This is a genomic window from Salinimonas profundi (assembly GCF_014750655.1).
GTDB classification, from domain to species: Bacteria; Pseudomonadota; Gammaproteobacteria; order Enterobacterales; family Alteromonadaceae; genus Alteromonas; species Alteromonas profundi_A.
This window is the reverse complement of sequence record NZ_JABBXD010000003.1, coordinates 115,273-130,577: the sequence shown is the minus strand read 5'-3', so window position 1 is coordinate 130,577 and position 15,305 is coordinate 115,273. Positions and strand designations below refer to the sequence as shown.

Annotated in this window: 14 protein-coding genes; 4 read left to right on the top strand and 10 right to left on the bottom strand. The window is 49.0% G+C overall.

The features are described from left to right. Positions 1-80: 80 nt before the first annotated feature. Together hslR and hslO are read left to right on the top strand one after the other, a co-directional pair. Positions 81-485: a ribosome-associated heat shock protein Hsp15 gene (gene hslR, locus HHX48_RS07975; RefSeq protein ID WP_191023942.1), complete on the top strand. Its 405-nt coding sequence runs from the start codon at positions 81-83 to the stop codon at positions 483-485. 20 nt (positions 486-505) lie between these two features. Beyond that, on the top strand, positions 506-1,408 hold the full coding sequence (hslO, locus tag HHX48_RS07970; RefSeq protein WP_191023940.1) for an Hsp33 family molecular chaperone HslO: 903 nt from the start codon (positions 506-508) through the stop codon (positions 1,406-1,408). Positions 1,409-1,473: 65 nt separating this feature from the next. Here hslO and HHX48_RS07965 read toward each other — a convergent pair whose 3' ends face one another. The 3 genes from HHX48_RS07965 to HHX48_RS07955 form a co-directional block, all read right to left on the bottom strand. Continuing rightward, positions 1,474-3,300: a lipoprotein N-acyltransferase Lnb domain-containing protein gene (locus HHX48_RS07965; RefSeq protein WP_191023938.1), complete on the bottom strand. Its 1,827-nt coding sequence runs from the start codon at positions 3,298-3,300 to the stop codon at positions 1,474-1,476. 16 nt (positions 3,301-3,316) lie between these two features. Next, positions 3,317-3,676, bottom strand: a complete 360-nt coding sequence (locus HHX48_RS07960; RefSeq protein WP_191023936.1) for an adenosine deaminase — start codon at positions 3,674-3,676, stop codon at positions 3,317-3,319. 302 nt (positions 3,677-3,978) lie between these two features. Further along, positions 3,979-4,488, bottom strand: coding sequence for a lactoylglutathione lyase family protein (locus HHX48_RS07955; RefSeq protein WP_191023934.1), 510 nt, complete (start codon positions 4,486-4,488; stop codon positions 3,979-3,981). A gap of 98 nt (positions 4,489-4,586) precedes the next feature. Between HHX48_RS07955 and HHX48_RS07950 the strand changes: the two genes are divergently transcribed. Further along, positions 4,587-5,486, top strand: coding sequence for a LysR family transcriptional regulator (locus tag HHX48_RS07950; protein ID WP_191023932.1), 900 nt, complete (start codon positions 4,587-4,589; stop codon positions 5,484-5,486). 86 nt (positions 5,487-5,572) lie between these two features. On the opposite strand, the gene HHX48_RS07945 is transcribed toward HHX48_RS07950, so the two are convergent. Beyond that, positions 5,573-6,679: an NADH:flavin oxidoreductase/NADH oxidase gene (locus HHX48_RS07945; protein ID WP_191023930.1), complete on the bottom strand. Its 1,107-nt coding sequence runs from the start codon at positions 6,677-6,679 to the stop codon at positions 5,573-5,575. A gap of 165 nt (positions 6,680-6,844) precedes the next feature. Between HHX48_RS07945 and HHX48_RS07940 the strand changes: the two genes are divergently transcribed. Beyond that, positions 6,845-7,783 (top strand): LysR family transcriptional regulator, encoded by a 939-nt coding sequence (locus HHX48_RS07940; protein ID WP_191023928.1) that lies wholly within the window; start codon positions 6,845-6,847, stop codon positions 7,781-7,783. Between the two features lie 10 nt (positions 7,784-7,793). Here the strand turns inward: HHX48_RS07940 and HHX48_RS07935 are convergent, their stop codons facing one another. The 6 genes from HHX48_RS07935 to purD all read right to left on the bottom strand — a co-directional run bounded on the left by HHX48_RS07935 (position 7,794) and on the right by purD (position 15,292). Next, positions 7,794-9,281 carry a serine hydrolase gene (locus tag HHX48_RS07935; protein WP_191023926.1) on the bottom strand — a complete coding sequence of 496 codons (1,488 nt, stop codon included), beginning with the start codon at positions 9,279-9,281 and terminating at the stop codon, positions 7,794-7,796. A 62-nt stretch (positions 9,282-9,343) separates the two neighbouring features. Next, positions 9,344-10,654 carry a two-component system sensor histidine kinase EnvZ gene (gene envZ, locus HHX48_RS07930; protein ID WP_191023924.1) on the bottom strand — a complete coding sequence of 437 codons (1,311 nt, stop codon included), beginning with the start codon at positions 10,652-10,654 and terminating at the stop codon, positions 9,344-9,346. 18 nt (positions 10,655-10,672) lie between these two features. Further along, positions 10,673-11,395, bottom strand: coding sequence for an osmolarity response regulator transcription factor OmpR (gene ompR / locus HHX48_RS07925; protein WP_139757702.1), 723 nt, complete (start codon positions 11,393-11,395; stop codon positions 10,673-10,675). Between the two features lie 105 nt (positions 11,396-11,500). Further along, complete coding sequence (nhaD, locus tag HHX48_RS07920) at positions 11,501-12,742, bottom strand: sodium:proton antiporter NhaD (RefSeq protein WP_191023922.1); 1,242 nt, start codon at positions 12,740-12,742, stop codon at positions 11,501-11,503. Positions 12,743-12,911: 169 nt separating this feature from the next. Then, positions 12,912-13,814: a phosphoribulokinase gene (locus HHX48_RS07915; RefSeq protein WP_191023920.1), complete on the bottom strand. Its 903-nt coding sequence runs from the start codon at positions 13,812-13,814 to the stop codon at positions 12,912-12,914. A 182-nt stretch (positions 13,815-13,996) separates the two neighbouring features. After that, a complete protein-coding gene (gene purD, locus HHX48_RS07910) occupies positions 13,997-15,292 on the bottom strand; it encodes a phosphoribosylamine--glycine ligase (protein WP_191023918.1) in 1,296 nt (431 codons plus the stop codon). Positions 15,293-15,305: the final 13 nt, after the last annotated feature.

The window sequence follows — 15,305 nt, the reverse complement described above, 5'->3', positions numbered from 1 at the left end:
ACCGAGCGTTAGCTGAACCATCATAGCTTAGTCAGCGTGGGGGCCACAACACTAAAACGAAAGAGTGACAAAAATATTACATGAGCGAATCCAAACAAGCCAAATCATCAGAAAATGTCAGACTGGACAAGTGGCTATGGGCAGCGCGCTTTTTTAAAACCCGCGCAATAGCCAGAGACATGGTCCAATCTGGTAAAGTTCAATATAACGGTCAGCGTGCTAAGCCCAGCCGACAGGTGGAAGTGGGCGCTCTGATAAAAATCCCGGCCGGCTGGGATCTTAAAGAGGTGGAAGTACTTAAACTCAGCGAAAAACGGCTGGGAGCTCCGCTGGCACAGGAACTTTACAGCGAAACGCAGGCAAGTGTGGACAAGCGCGAGGAGAACCAGCTCGCACGCAAGCTCAGTACCTTTCATAGCCCGAAACCTGACGGTCGCCCCGACAAAAAACAGCGCCGGGAAATTATTAAACTTAAACACAGTTAATGTGTGGCCAGGAAAACTATATGACGCATTTTGATCAGTTACATCGATTCTTAATCAACAAAGCCAATGTTCGTGGCGAAATCGCGCGGCTTGACGATAGCCTGCAGCATATCGTTCATAGCTATGAATATCCCGTACAGGTTCAAAGATTGCTGGGGGAAATGGCCGCGGCAACCTGCCTGCTGACCGCCATCCTTAAATTCAATGGTGAAATAGGCTTACAAATTCAGGGCCAGGGCGCAGTAAAATATGCTGTTGTGAATGCAACCCATGATTATACGCTGCGCGGTGTGGCCCGATGGGACGAAGAAGCTGCATCGTTGCCAGAGCGCTTTGAAGACCTGATTGAAAAAGGCGTGCTGGTGATTACGATAACACCTAAAGACGGAGAGCGTTACCAGGGGGTTGTAGCGTTAGATAAGCCCACGCTGGCGGAGTGTATTGAGAGTTATTTCGCGCAGTCTGAGCAATTGGCGACGCAGGTCCGTTTGTATACTGACTTAAGCGATCCTGAGCGAGTAAAAGCAGCGGGCATGCTGCTTCAGGTGATGCCAACCCAGGCAGAGAATACCAATGTGTCGCAGGATACTGAATTTGAGCATCTGAGTAAGCTTGCTGAAACCTTACGCGCCGAAGAGATATTCGGCTTGCCTGTAGAAGATATTCTTTACCGGCTGTATCACGAAGAGGAAGTAGAGCTTTTTGAGCCTCAGTCAGTCAGTTTTGCCTGTACCTGCTCACGTAGCAGAAGTGCTGAAGCATTACGCAATGTTGAAAAAGCAGAGCTGCTTCAGGTTATCGAAGAGGAAGGCGCCGTTAAAATGAACTGCCAGTACTGCCACACCGAGTACCGGTTCGATACTATTGATATTGAAGCGATTCATGCCGGGCACTTCGAGCAGGCGCCGGATAATCATCAGTAATAAAGATACTTGCAGGGTGTAAAGTCGGGAGAGCGTTCTCCCGACTTATTGTTTCAAAAAAGTGGTTAAAATCTGTAACGCAAATTGATGGTGGTGAGCATTTCATTTTCATCTGCCAGCAGCTTGCTTAACCTCGCGTTCACTGACCAGGTATTATCCAGATAGTGCGTAATATGCGCATCGATCCGGCCCACATTGCTACCCGCATATTTATTCAGGCTCCAGATGCCTTCAAAACGAACCTTGGTATTGTGGCGTAAATAGAAGAATCCGCCGATACGCGGCTCCAGATATACCTGTACTCTATCTTCATCGGCGGTTACCCCGAGCCCGCTTTCAGCGAACACCCCGCCGGATGTTGAAAGCGGCAATGTAATTCCACCGGAAAGCTCAGTCTGCAGCACCAGGTTTCGTTTCAAGTGATCATCAAATACGCGATCAAGACCGACTTTCAACCCGGTTGACATGTTCCCGAAGACATCATGGTAAGGCACTCTTGAGGTCATGTTGTATAACAAAAGCCGGTCCAGATGCAGCGCATTGTTTTGGGGCGTATAGCGCAGGCTGATATCAGCCAGAGACAGCGCGGTCTCTCCTGAATAATTACGGTTGTCCGAATCAATATCACTGGCAACAGGGAAAAAGCGGAAGAGTAATGACTGTGCACCATCATAATTTTCTACGCCCGCAGCAAGAAGCGCTTCTTTACTGGTGTTAACCGGGTTTTTATAATCACTGACATCCAGTGCCATGTGCCTGAATTTTGCGCCTTCAGATTGCAGATGGCGGATATTTGCCTGGTATCTGATGTTATCAATATGCTTACGCTGGCGAAGTAAGCGGTTCAGGCTGGTCGCAAATTCGTACTGCATGAAGCTGTCAGAGCTTGCGCTGAAGGTTAAGTCGTTGCTGTTACCAGCTTCCAGATGTTGGCGAATATTCTGCGCTGAGTTCTCGCCGATTATTTCGTTGAGTGATTGTGCTTTCCACTTGTGAGAAGGCAGTAGTCGGGTCTTAGCCACTAAATCTTGCGTGAGAGCAAACCGAACCACGTCGGCCGGTGTCACAATTACATCCATCTCACTGAGATGTGATGGCCGGGCCAGCGTCAAGAGTAATTGCGTTACAGTTGCGCAGTTATAGGTGTGAAAAAAATAGTCGGGGCTGAATTGGCCCAACTCCCAAATCATACCCGCAATAAGCGATTTATCGGACTTGTTTAAGTCCAAGGTGTATTCCCACACATTGCGCTGTTCAGTCTGCCGGTAATGCTGTTGAAATGGTGCATAGGGCGCGACCTGAAAAATACCAGGCTTGCCTTTAATCAGTGTGTCATAAAGCAATAAAGGGATATTCAGCGAATTTAACTCTGTAAAAAAGGTTACCCCATGCTGCACGTTGATGTTCTCGTCATTGCGCCCGTCGAAACGTAACATGATGTGACCCATCATTGAGCTTGCCGACGTGACATTTTCGGCGGCGAATACAAGATAAGCTTCATCAGTGGGTACGCTGCGTCTGAATTCTTCATATTCAGCGCAACGTTCTGGCGATAACGAGCCGGGAGGCAGGTTCAAAAAGGATTCAATAAATTGCTTGCGGGCCGGATAGTGACAAGCACGTTGCGCAGATGAGTAAATCAAATCGACCGTGGCGATAAGTTCGGCTTCTGCTGAGACGGGCTGGGATAAATATCCCCGATAATTAGGGTTTAATGGCGCTTTATCTTTTAACTGCAGCAATGTCTGCCAAACTACTGATTCTGCTGCCTGTCCGGCATCAAGCTGGCGTATTAGCTGGCTTTTTTCAGGCATTGATGCCAGTGACGCAGTAGGGAAAATAACAACAATGCAATATAAAAAGGAAGCCAGAAGGCTTCCTTTATGACTCACAGTTTTCATGTAGGTATTAGCTACAAGGTACTGTCACAGATTCCTGATAACGCCACATTTTATCTGTGCCGTAATCGGTAGACGAGCCGAATACACCGCCGCTTAATAAGTTGATGAAGAATGCGCCTTCAACTTCTTTATTAAGTGCTACGTCCGAACAATTAGCATCCTGCGCTACCAGTACTTTATCTTTGTTTTCTTTTTTGACTGTCACTACACCCGGTACGGTTTGATTCTGACCGTCTACCGCCACAGTGGTTTGTTGACCGTTAGATGTTGTAACGTTCATTTTGTAGTTATCTTCGGTGAGAATAGTGGCACATCCAGAGGTCAGTGCCGCAGTAGCGAGTGCTAGTCCGATTAGTTTTGCTTTCATTGAAGTCCCTTAATAATCAATCTGCCAGAAAAAAGGCGGCCTCAATATATAGTTTTTAAGAGGAATTGCAAATTCTAATTTTTTATTATGATCTTTTAGGTACGTTTATCGTAGGGCTGAATTTTAATGATATTTTTTAAGTTTTAATTAAACTTTTTTGAATGCTCTTGCCGTATTGAATTTAGACAGTGAATAGTCGGGCGTATCACGATACGCATCGATTCTTATTGTTATTCCTTCGTTTATCACTTTCTCATGGTGATGAGTTTGGCCCGCCACTGGACGGCGGGCTTTTTTGTTTTCTATGAATACGCACCGGCGGAGTACGTTAATTCATAGCTGTGACTATAAATTTCAAGAATGTTACCGAACGGGTCTTCCATGTAGATCATGCGAAATGGTTTTTCGCCAGGATAGTAATAACGTGGCTTCGGCATACGGCGTCTGCCTCCTGCTGCTTCAATCTTCTCTGCCAGACCTTCGACATCAGGATCCTGCACGCAGAAGTGGAAAATACCGGTTTTCCAGTACTCAAAGTTATTTTTCGGATTTTCCTGATTTTTAAATTCAAAAATCTCAACACCGATGCGATCACCGGTCGACAGGTGAGCAATACGGAATTCTCCCCATCCTGCACCAAAGACATCCGTACACATTTCACCAATGGCACTGTCGTCTTCTTCAATTTTTGTCGGTTCCATAATCAGGTACCAGCCAAGCACTTCTGTATAGAACTTTACAGCAGCATCTAAGTCAGGCACTGACAGACCGATGTGCGAAAACGTTCTGGGGAAGGGGGCTTGTTCACTCATAATATTGCTCCGGTATGTTGTAAATTCAGGAGCAAGGTTACGCCGATAAAGACAAAATGATAAATTATGGTTTTTTCTTATTTTGATAAATTTAAATTATGAAAATGAATCCGGTCTGGTTACATACATTTCGTGTGCTGGTGGAAACAGGTCACTTTACCCGTACCGCTGAAAAGCTGTTTATGACTCAGCCCGGGGTGAGTCAGCACATTCAAAAACTCGAGTCTGCCTGTGGTTTTCCGTTGATAAAACGCAACGGTAAAGCCTTTACGCTGACTATGCAGGGCGAGAAACTGTATACCTACGCTCAGGATATCGAAGATAGAGAGCAGCAAATGTTGATGCAGCTTGGCGCAGATGATCCGTACAGTGGCACCTGTCGAATCGCCTGTTCCGGCTCCAGCGCTATTCGCTTATATGCCAGATTATTGGAGGAGCAACAGACGTATCCGGGGCTGCGTATTCATCTGCAGGCCGCACCCTATCAAAGCATCCTTACAGCTATTAAAGATAATCAGATTGATCTGGGAATCGTGACAGAAAAACCGGACACATTAGGCTTTGAAGCCAGAAATATCGGCCGCGAAGCCATCGCTATTATTGTACCGGCAAGCCGACCGCAGGGTGCGCAGGCGCTGGCAGATTATTTGTTTGAACTGGGAATAGTTCGCCACCCCGACAGCGACTATTACACCAATTTATATTTAAGGCACAGTGAGTCGGATGATCTGCAAGCGGTGCCATTCAATAACATTCCCACACAGAGTTTTGTGAATCAGATTCATGAAATTCTGTTACCGGTATCAATGGGACTGGGCTTTACTGTATTACCGCGCAGCGTGTTGGATGCCAGCGTTTACAACGCCGCACTCAGTGTGATGGGAAACATTCCGCTCATTGAAGAGCCGTTGTATCTGGTTTACCGCAGTGACCGCGATTTACCGGCCCGGATACACACCCTTATTCCTGTGCTACAGGCGCAGCTGGGTAACGTGTAGGCACAAAAAAACGCTACCCGAAGGTAGCGTTGTGCTTACTTTCTGTTATATCACCGGTTCAGGGTGTCATGCCTGTGACCTGTCGATTAGCGCTCATCAGATGGCGCATAGCGTTGCAGCCAGTGCGCATAAGGCGCAGGCATTACCCATGAAGGTTGTTCAACGCCAAGTGTTTTGGCCGCAAAGTATGTCCAGTGTGGGTTGGTCAGATGCATCCGGCCTACCATGACCAAATCCAGCTGCTCTTTTTCAACGGTTTCATTGGCCAGTTCCGGTGTGTCCACACCCCAGGCAGTGGCGACCGGAATCTCTGCTTCGCGACGTACCCGCTCAGCGACAGGGGCGAGAAAAGCAGGCCCCCACGGGATATTGGCATCTGGGGTATTAAAACCTACACTCACACTGACAAAATCAGCGCCCCTGGCTTTAAACTGTTTAACCAGCTCAATAGATTCCGCCTGTGTCCGTTCATCCTCGCCATCATATTCAATCACACCAAAGCGGATGGTCAGCGGCAGATTTTCCGGCCAAACCTCACGCACTGCCTCTAAGGTTTCCAGCAGAAAACGACCACGGCCTTGCGCATCGCCACCGTACTCATCGGTACGGGTATTGGCATGCCTGGAGAAAAAGCTTTGCGCCAGATAACCGTGGGCGAAGTGCAGCTCCAGCCACTCAAACCCTGCGTCCAGCGCGCGTTTCGCCCCGGCGACAAAATCTGCTTTTACCCGCTCAATATCGGCTTTAGTCATCGCTTCAGGGGTACGGGGTAAGTTAGCACCAAAAGGCTCGGCTGAGGGACCAATAATCGGCCAGCCTTTGGGATCGTCTTCTGCCAGATGATCATCGCCATTCCACGGGCTGTTTGCAGAAGCTTTACGGCCTGCATGAGCAATCTGAATCCCGGCGACAGCGCCTTGGTCTTTGATGCGCTGAGCGATGTTGGTCAGGCCGGCGACATGTTCATCTTTCCAGATACCCAAATCTTCCGGAGAAATACGGCCTTCGGGTGAAACGGCTGTGGCCTCCACAATTACCAGTCCTGCGCCACCACGGGCGAATGACTGGTAGTTTGCTTCATGCCACTGGTTCACAAATCCATCCTCTGCGCTGTACTGGCACATGGGGGGAACAGCGATACGGTTGCGCAGGGTCACATCTTTTAGCGTAAATGTGTCGAACAATGCTGACATAAACAGGTATTCCTTCTTTATATTAATGAAGGCACTAAGCGCGGTTATTACTGGCGCTGTAGCCCGGTGATTTAAGGGGGCAAGAGATAACTTGCGATACGTACTGTAAATAAGGATGATTGTTCATATAAAAAATGAATGTTTTAAATAAAGCTATTCCAAATTATGAATATCGCGTCGAAAGACTTTAATCTGTTAATGTTGTTTACCGTGCTTTACGAGGAACGGAGCCTGAGCCGAGCGTCAGTGCGGATGAATCTGAGTCAGCCGGCGTTAAGCCATAAGCTAAAGAAGCTGCGAAATGAGTTTGATGATCCACTCTTTGTAAGAACAGGGCGCGGTCTGACACCTACGCCCAAAGCGGACATACTGGCTGAAGATGTATGCAGACTGGTGAAGTCTTTAGAGCGCTTTTATGTACGAAGCAGCGAAGACGATTTTGCGTCGCGCACCGACACGATTCGGCTATACTCCACGGATTTCATGGAGTTGATGCTACTACCACGGTTGATAAGGCGGGTCCAGGAGGTCGCGCCGAAGGTACGAATTGTGGTGCGTAATACCACTGGTGAGCTGCCGGCAAAAGCATTGGAAAACGGCGATTGTGATATCGCTATAGCCGGCTTCTTTACGCACCTGCCCAGCCACCTTTTCAGACAGGCACTGTCGCAATTCAGGTTTGTCGTGCTTAGCGATCGTCAGAATCAGTATTGGGGCCATGCCCGGACACTGACCAATTTTTTGCGTTGCAAACATGTGGTGACGACGCTGACCGGCGATCTTTTGGGTGTTATGGACAAAGCGCTGGAAAAGCAGGGGCTGAGCCGGCAGGTCGTAGCCGGTGCTTCAAGCTTTCTGACCTTGCCCTATGTTGTTAAAGACTCAGATATGTTGCTGACCTGTCTGGAACCAGTTGCCGTGCATATATGTGCTGCCGACCCGGCTTTTGAGATGCACGCAGCGCCGCTCGACATTCAACCCGCCCGTATTGAACAGGTCTGGCATCCCCGTACCCATGAAGATCCATTAAGAAAATGGATACGCAGTGAAATAAGTACCATCCTGGCAGAACATGCCCAAACCTGCGCACGTGCTGCCGACTAATAGTAAGGGGCTAGCGGCGGAGCTTATCTTTAATCGCCGTTAACTTTGCCTTGGAGTTATCACACCAGTAACACCGGGTGTCAGGCGCCATAACCAACGCGTTGACAAAGCAACGTTTTGCATCATCGAGCTGATTGGCTGCCAGGTAGGCTTCACCCAGACTGTCCCACAGGTTGCCATCATTCTCGAACAACTCAACGTTTAACGACAGCAATGCAATGGCCCGCGCCGGCTGGTTGACTTCCAGCAAAGCAAGACCGGCGCGATTTAAAACATAACGTTCCTGTGTCTGCGCCTCAAACTGCGCCTTGACCCGCTGTTTTAGACTGGCCGGCGTGCCCGTGAAGGAAACCGCATAGCGCAGAATCTCGGTGACCGGACCGGCAGCAAACGAGGGCGGATTAAACACATTATCGAACAGCATCAGTTCAATATTTTCACTAATGCTTGGTGTGCCCTGAACCATCGCATTTGAGGCGTAAATAATGGCCAGATCTTCTTCCTGTAACCATCTCAGGTCAAAATAGTAAATGCCGTTTGAACCATTATGACCGACCATCTTGGTGTCTTTGGGTGAGGCAAATACGCTCCAGCCGTAACCATATTTGATGTCTTTGTTATCGACATTCTGGCTGATATAGCCGGTCGTCAATCGTCCGACCTGTTCTTTATCCAGAATGACATGGTTACGCAGCGCCAGATACCAGTTATACATATCGTCCAACGAAGAAATCAGGCCGCCATTACCTTTCAGGCTCCAGGCAATTTTCTGATCAGTTCGATAGCGTGACAGGGTAGTGGGTACCTCAACGACACCAGCGCGATACCCCAGTGCCGCCTCGCCATCTTTGCTTTTACTTTGCAGGTAACCTGTGTGCTGCATGTCCGCCGGCTGAAATAAGCGCTCCTGAAGAAATGTTTCGTAGGATTGGCTGGTACTTAACTCAATAATACGGGCCAGCAGACTATAACCAACATTGGAATAGTGATACGTCTCACCAGGTTGACTAAGTAACTCCATGTTCATGACACGGGTAAAAAATTTATCTGTATCAATATGCGTGAAATCATCGATGCCTACTCCGCCCGGCAGTCCGGAAGAGTGTGTGAGTAGCTGGTGCACCGTAATTCGCTGCTTATCTTCAGGCACAGTGGGAAAATAGCGCGCCAGCGTATCATCCACACTCAGCTTGCCGTCTTTTTCCAGCAACAGGATGGCGGCAGCCGTAAACTGTTTGGTCACTGAGCCAATATCGAACAGGGTGGCTGTGGTAATCGGCGTTTCCGCCAGCCGATCTGCGTCACCATAGCCTTTTTTCAGGATGATTTTATTACCATCGGCAATGAGTACCGCGCCGGAAAAGCCGTTTTCAACACTGCGCGTCAAATGATTATCAATGCGCTCGATGGCCCATTCAGGAGGCGCTTCTGCAGCGGCGGTATGCATAAAACCGCCAAGACATAAGAGATAAATAAAGACATGAAAAATCCGTCTCATAAAAACATCCTAATAATGCGAATACAGAATAAGTATACCATAGCGCTGGTGATCAGCGTTGGCTAGACGGGCAACCAGAATTCGGCAATAAGCCCCTGCTCGGGATGATTACGTAACTCAATATCTCCATGGTGCCCGGAAATAATCCGGCGGGAGATCGCCAGTCCCAGCCCTGATCCAATGCTGCCCCGCGCTTTATCACCCTGAATAAAAGGTGAAAACACGTTCGCTAGGTTTTTCGCCGGTATACCCGGCCCGAAGTCCCTGACTTTACAATAAATCCGGCGCGACTTTTTATCAAAATAGCTGGTGATTGTAATTTTGTCGCTTCCGTAGCGAAATGCATTCTCAATCAGATTATCGAGCACCCGTTTAATGCCGATACGACTTAAGGTACTGGTGGGTAACTCACCCAGTTTGAGTGTGATCTGATGAGTTTCTTCAACATGTCTGGCCTGGGTCAGTTCATTGATCAAATCGTTTAAATCTGTAGGTTCGTAACGTGCTGATGAGTCTACGCGTGCATAATCAATAAACTGGTCAATGATGGCATTCATATCTTCGATATCATTGACAATGCCCTCCCGGATCCATTCGTTTTCCTGCGAAAGCATTTCAGTCGCCAGCCGAATCCGGGTCAGTGGTGTGCGTAAATCATGAGAAATACCTGCCGTCATCAGGGTGCGGTCGTTTTCCAGCTGTTTAATGCCCTGATTCATACGGTTAAAAGCGCGGGTCACTTCGATAATTTCCGCGCTACCCTGCTCTTCTAAGGGCGGCGGGAAGCGGCCTTTACCCACCTCCAATGCCGCTTTTTGCAAGGCATGCAAGGGCCGGTTTAATCGCCTTACAAACAACCAGCCGCCGACCACACTTAAAATACCTATTACCATCAGATATATCGTCAGTGGTGAGATGTCTGCATTTGCCCAGCCGGATAACGGGATCAGGATCCAGGTATCCGGCTGCGCTTTTAATGAAATCCACACCTGATATGGCTCGCCTTCTGCCGCATCATCAGCAGGTGTACTAATACGCACATCAGCACGCTGCAGCAACTGTTCAGACACCTGATTAGACATAAAGCGGTAAGGGGTCGCGCCGTCCAGACCCTGTTCGACGGCGGCATTCGTCGGAAGGATCTTAATTCCTGTCTGACGACTGAATTCAATCTGTTTACTTCGACTGGCATCAAGAATGTCCTGCGCCAGCATGCTTTGGACCTGCGTGGCCAGCAGACTGTTGATTTGGGCAGAGGTCGGCCGGATAAAGTAGTAGGTCACCGACAGGTAACTGACAACCTGATTAATCAGTAACAGCATACCAATCAGCAATACTGTCTGACCAAACGCACTTTTAGGTAAAAACCGCATTAATGGGTACCCGCTGGATTACTGTGCCTCACCATCGGGAACAAAAACATAGCCTAACCCCCATACGGTCTGAATATAGCGCGGATTGGCCGGGTCGGTTTCCAGCATACGGCGTAAACGTGACACCTGCACATCAATGCTTCGTTCAAGTGCACTGTAATCGCGGCCACGGGCCAGGTTCATCAGCTTATCCCGTGACAGCGGTTCCCGGGGATGCGTGACAAGGGATTTAAGTACGGCAAATTCACCGCTGGTCAGTGACAGCGGTTTGCCATTGTCGGTCATCTCCCGGGTGGCCAGATTCAGTTTGTAGCTGGCGAATTCGATCACCTGCTCACCGCGCGAGGGTGCGCCGGGCGCATCCTGTACTTTACGACGTAACACCGCTTTCGCTCGCGCCAGCAGTTCGCGTGGATTGAATGGTTTGGGCAGATAATCATCGGCGCCCATCTCAAGGCCGATGATACGGTCTACCTCATCGCCTTTGGCCGTCAGCATAATAATGGGAAGGTCACTTTCGCTTTGGCGCAAACGACGGCATATTGATAAGCCGTCTTCACCGGGCAACATCAGATCTAACACCATCAAATGAAAATTCTCGCGCTCCAGCAGGCGATTCATTTGTTCCGCATCCGCAGCGGTGCGCACCTGAAAACCCTGTTCAATGAGGTAGCGCTCCAGCAATCCGCGCAAGCGCATATCATCATCCACCACAAGAATTTTTGATGTTTCCTGACCCATTGTCGTTATCCTGATTTTTTCTTCACTATAACCAAAAACAGAGTCGGGACAAATGCCTGCCAGCACGTGATTGCTATTTTGAATGTTACAAATGTTTTCAGTGGTCTATAACAACAATGGTGATGTTAACAAAACCATCCCATAGCCGGCGCAGTAGGCCAGCAGTAAAAGGAGGCTGTATTTGCCATAGGTTGCAAATGTCAGGCCTTTCACTTTGCTCATGGTCACAATGCCAGCTGCCGATCCGATGATCAACAATGAGCCACCTACGCCCACGGCGTAGGTCAGTGCCAGCCACTGTGGTGTCGACATAACAATATCGGCTTTAAGCAGCGCGGCGGTGAGCGGCACGTTATCAATGGCTGCCGATACCATTCCCATCAGCATGTTGGCAAGCGCAGGCGGGAACCATTGATAAACCAGTAACAGCGCATCCAGCGCTTCAATATGCTGAAGCATGCCAACCAGCAGTAACACGCCCAGAAAGAACAGCAGCGTATCAAACTCGATCAGACGAATGTAATCAAGAATGGGGTCCTCATATTTTTCCTCGCCCATAAACGTCGCCACCAAAAACATGACTGCCATGCCCGCCAAAAACGACAGCATGGGCGGAATGCCAAAAAAAACATTACCCAGCAGCGTTAGCACAATGGTCGACAGGAAAATGCCCGCGATAACATAATCGACGGGGCGCGATGCATGTCGGGTTTGTTTGATTTTAACCGTGCCGTTAAGGCCGATACTCAGCAGCGATGCCAGCAGAAGCACCGCCGCAAAAGACGGTGCGATTAATGTCAGAAGCTCGGTGATTGTGACTTTACCCTGCAAAAAAATCATCAGCGTGGTGACATCGCCGGTGATCAGCGAGACGCCACCAGAGTTAACCGCAAACACGACCAGCACCGCAAAGCGCAGTGTTTGATGAAGCGGTAATCCTAAGGAGAGAACCAACGCAACCGAGACAAGGGTTGCGGTAATATTGTCGGCCAGCGATGAGAAGCAAAAACTGAACAGAGCAGTGCTGAAAAGCAGCTTTTTAAGCGAGATTTTCGCCGGCATCAGCAGATTGAGCATATTCTCAATCAATCCTTTGCGATTCAGATAAGCCACAAACGTCATGGCCGCCACCAGAAATAACCACAAGGTCGATATTTCGGTAATATTATGTTCCAGTGCCTCATGAACGGTATGTCGCTGTGCTGCCGGAGTCTGAATAAATAATAAAATCCAGGCCAGCGTGCCCAGAAACAATGTCGTTTTTGCTTTATTGACGTGGATAAGTTCTTCAAACACCACACCTGCCAGAGCAAGCAGTGCAATACCAATCAGAAGAAGATCGAACATAGATAGGTGGTCCGGTAGGTTGAACGCATGCAGTTTACGCGCGACACCGGGTAAAGACTATTCGCGCGCGATTAAATCGGGAATTTACAGGCTATAACGGGGCTAGCCCTTGATTTACATCAAGAATTTGTTAATCAACTGTGAGTTTTTATCTGAAATACCGAGTGGTTCAGTCGTCACTTATCCAGTCCATCTGATGACCGGCCCGGCGCTTTTTATCCAGAATATCTTCAATCAGTGGCGTAAGGATCAATTCCATGGCCAGTCCCATTTTTCCGCCGGGCACAACCAGCGTATTGATGCGGGACATAAACGCACCATCAATCATTTGCAGAAGATAAGGGAAGTCGACATTTTTCATCTCCCGGCGAAAGCGAACCACGACAAAGCTTTCATCCTGAGAGGGAATTTCGCGGGCACTGAACGGGTTGGACGTATCCACCGTGGGTACGCGCTGAAAGTTTACATGGGTGCGCGAAAACTGTGGTGTTATGTAATGAAAATAATCGTCGAGGCCTCTGACGATACTGCTCATCACCGCTTCACGGGAGTGACCGCGATCGGTCGTGTCCCTGACAATCTTCTGGATCCATTCAAGGTTCACAATGGGCACCATGCCAACCAGTAGGTCCACATGCTGGGAAACATCATTTTCTTCGGTTTTTACACCGCCATGAAGCCCTTCGTAAAACAGTAGATCTGTTTTTTCTGGCAGCGCCTGCCAGGGCGTAAATGTGCCGGGCATTTGGTTAAAGGGCACCGCATCATCAAAGGTATGCAGGTATTGTCTGAATTGTCCCTGACCTGACTGGCTATATTCATGAAACAGTGATTCAAGCAAATCAAAATCGTTGGCTTTAGGGCCAAAGTAGCTGATATGCCGGCCTTGTTCCTGGGCTTTGCGGATCTCAACTTCCATCTCTGGCCGGGTAAACCGGTGAAAACTGTCACCGCCTACAACAGCCGCATTCACCTTCAGATTTCTGAAGATGTGACGGATGGCATTTGTGGTAGTGGTCGTTCCTGCACCAGATGAACCGGTGATAGCAATTATTGGGTGTTTGACGGACATAACGTTGATTCTGCGTAGAGCCGGACTCTAGTTATAAGCTGGCAAGTCGTATTAATCAAGAGGGGGCAGAGCAACTAAGTATTTATACGATAAGTAAAAGACGTGCAAATTATGCGCAATGAAAGGCCAGCAAAGCGGGTGCGAAGAAAAGGCCGGCCACAATAGCCGGCGGCATAAATTTATTATTTTTCTGGCTGGCTCTCACGTGAAATAGCGCGATGGGCAATATCTGTCCGGTAGTACATGTCCTGCCAGTTGATCTTGCTTACCAGGTTATAGGCATTTTGCTGTGCCGCGGTAACGTTACTGCCTAAAGCCGTGGCGCACAGCACCCGCCCGCCGCTGGTCACTGCATTGCCATCTTTTAAAGCAGTGCCGGCATGAAAGACTTTACCGTCGAGCTTTGCGGCATCATCCAGGCCGCCAATGACATCGCCCTTATTATAGCTGTCAGGGTATCCGCCCGCTGCCAGAACCACGCCCACCGCGGCCTGATCATCAAAGCTGATTGACTGGCCGGATAGCTGTTCATCACAGGCCGCAATACATAAGGAAACCAGGTCCGATTGCAAACGCATCATGATAGGCTGGGTTTCCGGATCACCGAAACGACAATTGTACTCGATGACCTTAGGCGTACCGTCGGCCATAATCATTAATCCGGCGTACAAAAAGCCTTTGTAAGGATGCCCTTCTGATGCCATACCCTCAACAGTAGGGATAATCACCTCATTCATAATACGCTGGTGGATGTCCGGAGTGACCACTGGCGCCGGAGAATAAGCGCCCATACCACCGGTATTCGGCCCTTTATCGCCATCAGCAGCGCGTTTATGGTCCTGGCTGGTAGCAAAAGGCAAGATATTCTTACCATCTACCATGACGATAAAAGAGGCTTCTTCACCATCAAGAAACTCTTCAATCACCACACGACTGCCTGCCTCGCCAAATGCGTTTCCTGCCAGCATGTCACGAATAGCGGCCTCAGCATCTTCAACTGTCTCAGCAACAATTACGCCCTTGCCCGCAGCCAGACCATCGGCCTTAACCACAATTGGCGCGCCTTTTTCTTTCACATATGCCACTGCCGGCTCAATCTCTGTGAAATTCGCATAATCGGCAGTGGGAATGGCATGGCGTGCCAGAAAATCTTTGGTAAATGCCTTTGAACCCTCAAGCTGCGCTGCAGCCTGAGTAGGTCCAAAGATCTTTTGTCCAGCTTTTTCGAACGCATCGACAACACCTGCTACCAGCGGCGCTTCGGGGCCTACAATGGTTAGCGCGACACTGTTTTGCTCTGCAAATTTAAGCAGTGCGTCAGTGTCAGTTACACCAATATCAACATTTTTGAGCTTGGGCTCGGTTGCGGTACCGGCATTGCCAGGCGCGACAAACACAGTGTCCACGGTTGATGATTGGGCAGCCTTCCAGGCCAGAGCATGTTCGCGGCCACCGCCGCCAATAACAAGTACGTTCATTAAAGCGTTCCGT

What these genes read in the sequence shown, in the direction of transcription:
- HHX48_RS07960 (WP_191023936.1), bottom strand. Translation starts at nt 3,676, where the DNA reads ATGAAAGCAAAACTAATCGGACTAGCACTCGCTACTGCGGCACTGACC.
- ompR (WP_139757702.1), bottom strand. Translation starts at nt 11,395, where the DNA reads ATGGGTCAGGAAACATCAAAAATTCTTGTGGTGGATGATGATATGCGC.
- hslO (WP_191023940.1), top strand. Translation starts at nt 506, where the DNA reads ATGACGCATTTTGATCAGTTACATCGATTCTTAATCAACAAAGCCAAT.
- envZ (WP_191023924.1), bottom strand. Translation starts at nt 10,654, where the DNA reads ATGCGGTTTTTACCTAAAAGTGCGTTTGGTCAGACAGTATTGCTGATT.
- HHX48_RS07955 (WP_191023934.1), bottom strand. Translation starts at nt 4,488, where the DNA reads ATGAGTGAACAAGCCCCCTTCCCCAGAACGTTTTCGCACATCGGTCTG.
- hslR (WP_191023942.1), top strand. Translation starts at nt 81, where the DNA reads ATGAGCGAATCCAAACAAGCCAAATCATCAGAAAATGTCAGACTGGAC.
- HHX48_RS07945 (WP_191023930.1), bottom strand. Translation starts at nt 6,679, where the DNA reads ATGTCAGCATTGTTCGACACATTTACGCTAAAAGATGTGACCCTGCGC.
- purD (WP_191023918.1), bottom strand. Translation starts at nt 15,292, where the DNA reads ATGAACGTACTTGTTATTGGCGGCGGTGGCCGCGAACATGCTCTGGCC.
- HHX48_RS07915 (WP_191023920.1), bottom strand. Translation starts at nt 13,814, where the DNA reads ATGTCCGTCAAACACCCAATAATTGCTATCACCGGTTCATCTGGTGCA.
- nhaD (WP_191023922.1), bottom strand. Translation starts at nt 12,742, where the DNA reads ATGTTCGATCTTCTTCTGATTGGTATTGCACTGCTTGCTCTGGCAGGT.
- HHX48_RS07940 (WP_191023928.1), top strand. Translation starts at nt 6,845, where the DNA reads ATGAATATCGCGTCGAAAGACTTTAATCTGTTAATGTTGTTTACCGTG.
- HHX48_RS07950 (WP_191023932.1), top strand. Translation starts at nt 4,587, where the DNA reads ATGAAAATGAATCCGGTCTGGTTACATACATTTCGTGTGCTGGTGGAA.
- HHX48_RS07935 (WP_191023926.1), bottom strand. Translation starts at nt 9,281, where the DNA reads ATGAGACGGATTTTTCATGTCTTTATTTATCTCTTATGTCTTGGCGGT.